The sequence below is a fragment of the Hydrogenophaga sp. genome, from assembly GCF_041633695.1.
Lineage (GTDB): Bacteria > Pseudomonadota > Gammaproteobacteria > Burkholderiales > Burkholderiaceae_C > Hydrogenophaga.
Genome location: NZ_JBFJMY010000478.1, coordinates 1 through 3,071, shown reverse-complemented (window position 1 = coordinate 3,071; position 3,071 = coordinate 1). Strand labels below are relative to the sequence as shown.

General features: G+C 64.8%; 4 protein-coding genes. 2 read left to right on the top strand and 2 right to left on the bottom strand.

The features are described from left to right. The first annotated feature begins 191 nt into the window (after positions 1-191). Positions 192-728, top strand: coding sequence for a peptide-methionine (S)-S-oxide reductase MsrA (msrA, locus tag ABYB95_RS20410; protein ID WP_372661183.1), 537 nt, complete (start codon positions 192-194; stop codon positions 726-728). Positions 729-810: 82 nt separating this feature from the next. Next, entirely contained in the window at positions 811-1,041 is a 231-nt protein-coding gene (locus ABYB95_RS20405) for a hypothetical protein (RefSeq protein WP_372661180.1), read from the top strand. 25 nt (positions 1,042-1,066) lie between these two features. Here the strand turns inward: ABYB95_RS20405 and ABYB95_RS20400 are convergent, their stop codons facing one another. Continuing rightward, positions 1,067-1,960 carry an EamA family transporter gene (locus ABYB95_RS20400; RefSeq protein WP_372661177.1) on the bottom strand — a complete coding sequence of 298 codons (894 nt, stop codon included), beginning with the start codon at positions 1,958-1,960 and terminating at the stop codon, positions 1,067-1,069. Positions 1,961-2,032: 72 nt separating this feature from the next. After that, complete coding sequence (locus ABYB95_RS20395; RefSeq protein WP_372661173.1) at positions 2,033-3,013, bottom strand: metal ABC transporter solute-binding protein, Zn/Mn family; 981 nt, start codon at positions 3,011-3,013, stop codon at positions 2,033-2,035. Between the last annotated feature and the right edge of the window lie 58 nt (positions 3,014-3,071).

Sequence of the window (3,071 nt, the reverse complement as noted above, 5' to 3'; positions counted from 1 at the left end):
TGTGCAGCTCGACCGCGAGACACCGCCCTACGAAACCCACTGCCTGTGGAAAACCGCGCGCGACCAGGCGGCATTGGGGTCTTTTCTGGAAGCGGTGCGTGAAGCGGCGCTGCCGGGCTAGAGTCGGGCTTTGGATACCGATGCCGTTCGATCCGAGCGGCGGATTTTTTGGCCAATTGAGGAGTTGATTCATGAGCGACACACAAACCATCGTGCTGGGCGGCGGCTGTTTCTGGTGCACCGAGTCGGTGTACGTGGGCGTCAAAGGCGTGACCGATGTGGAGTCGGGCTACAGCAATGGCCAGGAAACCCAGCCGAGTTACGAAGCCGTGTGCACCGGGCGCACCGGCTGCAACGAAGTGGTGAAGCTGGAATACGACCCCGCGCAAATCAGCACGCGCGAGATTCTGGAAATCTTCTTTGTGATCCACGACCCCACCACGCTGAACCGCCAGGGCAACGACAGCGGCACGCAGTACCGCAGCGGCATCTACTTCACCAGCCCTGAGCAACAGCAGACAGCACAGGCGCTGATCGACGAGCTGATGAGAGACAACGCGTTTGGCAAGCCCATCGTGACCGAGCTGTTGCCGTTGGCGAATTACTTTCCGGCGGAGGAATACCACCAGGATTTTTTCGCCAAGAATCCGAACCAGGGCTACTGCATGGCCGTGGCTGCACCCAAGGTGGCCAAGTTTCGCAAGACCTTTGCTCGCCTGGCGAAGTAGCGGTGTTGCCGGGTCGCGACCCGAGCATGGGTGGACGCGGACCGGGGCCCATCTACATCTATAGAGAGCGAGGTTCAGCCCCATGACAGACACCGAGCGGACTGGCGAAAAAAGGTCAACCACGTACCGGCTTGTGACGGCTGCCTTCGGCGCGCTCTTCACGCTCATCGCGATTGCGATCGTCGTTGTGTCAGAGCTCACCGTTGGCGTTGCGCTCGCAGCCGTGGTCATTGGAATCCTGGGCCTTGATGCGGTCATCAGCGCGTATCGCAACGCGCCTTCGCTCCTGGCGCGCATCGGGCCGCTGCCGTGACAGGCGCGGGCCGTGCTGGGTGCTCCTAAAGCGCGCTTGGCATAGCCGGCCGGGGCCGTGTGAGTTTGGGCCAGAACACGATCACGGCCAGGCCGGCCAGCACCAGGGCGCAGGCCGCGAGTTTCCAGGGTGGCATGGCTTCGCCCAGCGACCAGGCGGAGGCCGCAAAGCCGAACACCGGCACCAGCAGCGCCAGCGGGGTGATGGTGGCGGCGGGGTGGCGCGACAGCAACCAGTTCCACACGCCAAAGCCGAACAAAGAATTGCCCAGCGCTTGCCACAGCACCGAAGCCCAGACCAGGCCGCTGGCATGCTGCAGCGTGTGTGCCAGCGCAGCCGCCGGGCCTTCCAGCCACAAAGAGAGCGCGAGCAATGGCGGCACCGCGAAGATGCTGCTCCAGACCACGAAGTGCAGCATGTTCACCCGGCCCACCGATTTGGCGACCAGGTTGCCGCAGGCCCAGAACATGGCCGCCGCCAGCACCAGACCCAGACCGATGGGGGTGACGGTGGCATCCAGATGCAGGGCGATCACACACAGGCCGGTGAGCGCCAGCAACAGGCCGACGACCTGAAACCGCCGCACCTGTTCGCGCAGCAGGAACATGGACAGACCGATGGTGAAAAACACCTGCAGTTGCACGACCAGCGATGCCATGGCGGGCGAGATGCTGCTGCGCATGGCCAGGTAGAGCAGCCCGAACTGGCCCACGCCGATGAAGAGTCCGAACAGGGCCAGCACGCGCCAAGCGACCGCCGGGCGCGGCACGAACAGCATCCAGGGCAGGGCGGACAGGGCGAAACGCAGGGTGGCGTAGAGAAAAGGCGGCATGCCGTCCAGCCCCCAGCGGATCACCACGAAATTGGTGCCCCAGACAAAGACCACCGCCAAGGCCAGCAGAAAGTGTTTGATCGGCAATCGGGACTCCGCGACGAGATAGGCTTGCCAGTTTAGTCAGGGGGCGCAAGCCCCATGCGGGGCAAGGGCACTTCAGTGGCCGAGCACGGCGCGGGTCAGGGCATGGGTGTTGAAACGCATCATGGCGATGTAGCTGGGCGCGGGGCCTGCGGCGTCGGACAGCGAGTCCGAGAACAGTTCCCCGGCGGGCTTCACGCCGGTTTCGCGGCCGATTTGTGCGATCAGGCGCGGGTCGGAAATGCTTTCGACGAACAAGGCCCGGATTTTTTCTTTTCGGATCTGGCGCACCAGTTGCGCCACGCCCTTGGCCGAGGCCTCGCTCTCGGTGCTCACGCCCTGCGGCGCGAGAAATTTCACGCCATAGGCTTTGGCGTAATAGCCGAAGGCGTCGTGCGAGGTGATCACTTTGCGCTGCGCAGGCGCCACGACCGCCCACTGGGCGCGGATGTCGGTGTCCAGTGCCTGGAGCTCGCTGCGAAAGAGCGTGGCATTGCGTTGGTAGAGGTCGCAACCCGCCGCGTCGGCTTCGCACAGGCCTTTGGCGATGTTGCCCACATAGACCATGGCGTTGGGCACGCTTTGCCAGGCGTGGGGGTCGGCCGCTTGCGGCCCGTTCGGGTGCCCGCCTGTTTGGGCGTGCGCGTGTGCGTGCGGAGCTTCTTCGGTTTGCATGGCCTGTATGCCCTGGCTGACCACGACCTGGCGGCCTTGGTAGCCGGCGGTCTTGAGCAAGCGGCTCATCCATCCTTCAAAGCCCAGGCCGTTGGCGAACACGATCTGGGCCTGCCCCACTTGTTTGGCGTGTGCGGGTGTGGGCTGGAACACGTGGGCGTCGCTGCCGGGGCCGACGAGTACCGCCACCGCGACGCGTTCGCCGCCGACCTGGCGCACCAGGTCGCCCAGGATGCTGAAGCTGGCCACGGCCTGAACCGGGGCGGGCTGGTTTTGCGCCCACAGCGGGGTGGCCGTGACGGCCAGGCCGAGGCCGAGCGCCAGGCAGGCGCGGCGCAGTGGTGCGGGAAAGCGAGAGGGTGTTTTGGGCTTGGCGTTCATGAGGGTCTTTCAGGTGATGGGAGGCGTGAGATAGGAGATGAATCAGGCGCGGAGGTGG

What these genes read in the sequence shown, in the direction of transcription:
- msrA (WP_372661183.1), top strand. Translation starts at nt 192, where the DNA reads ATGAGCGACACACAAACCATCGTGCTGGGCGGCGGCTGTTTCTGGTGC.
- ABYB95_RS20405 (WP_372661180.1), top strand. Translation starts at nt 811, where the DNA reads ATGACAGACACCGAGCGGACTGGCGAAAAAAGGTCAACCACGTACCGG.
- ABYB95_RS20395 (WP_372661173.1), bottom strand. Translation starts at nt 3,013, where the DNA reads ATGAACGCCAAGCCCAAAACACCCTCTCGCTTTCCCGCACCACTGCGC.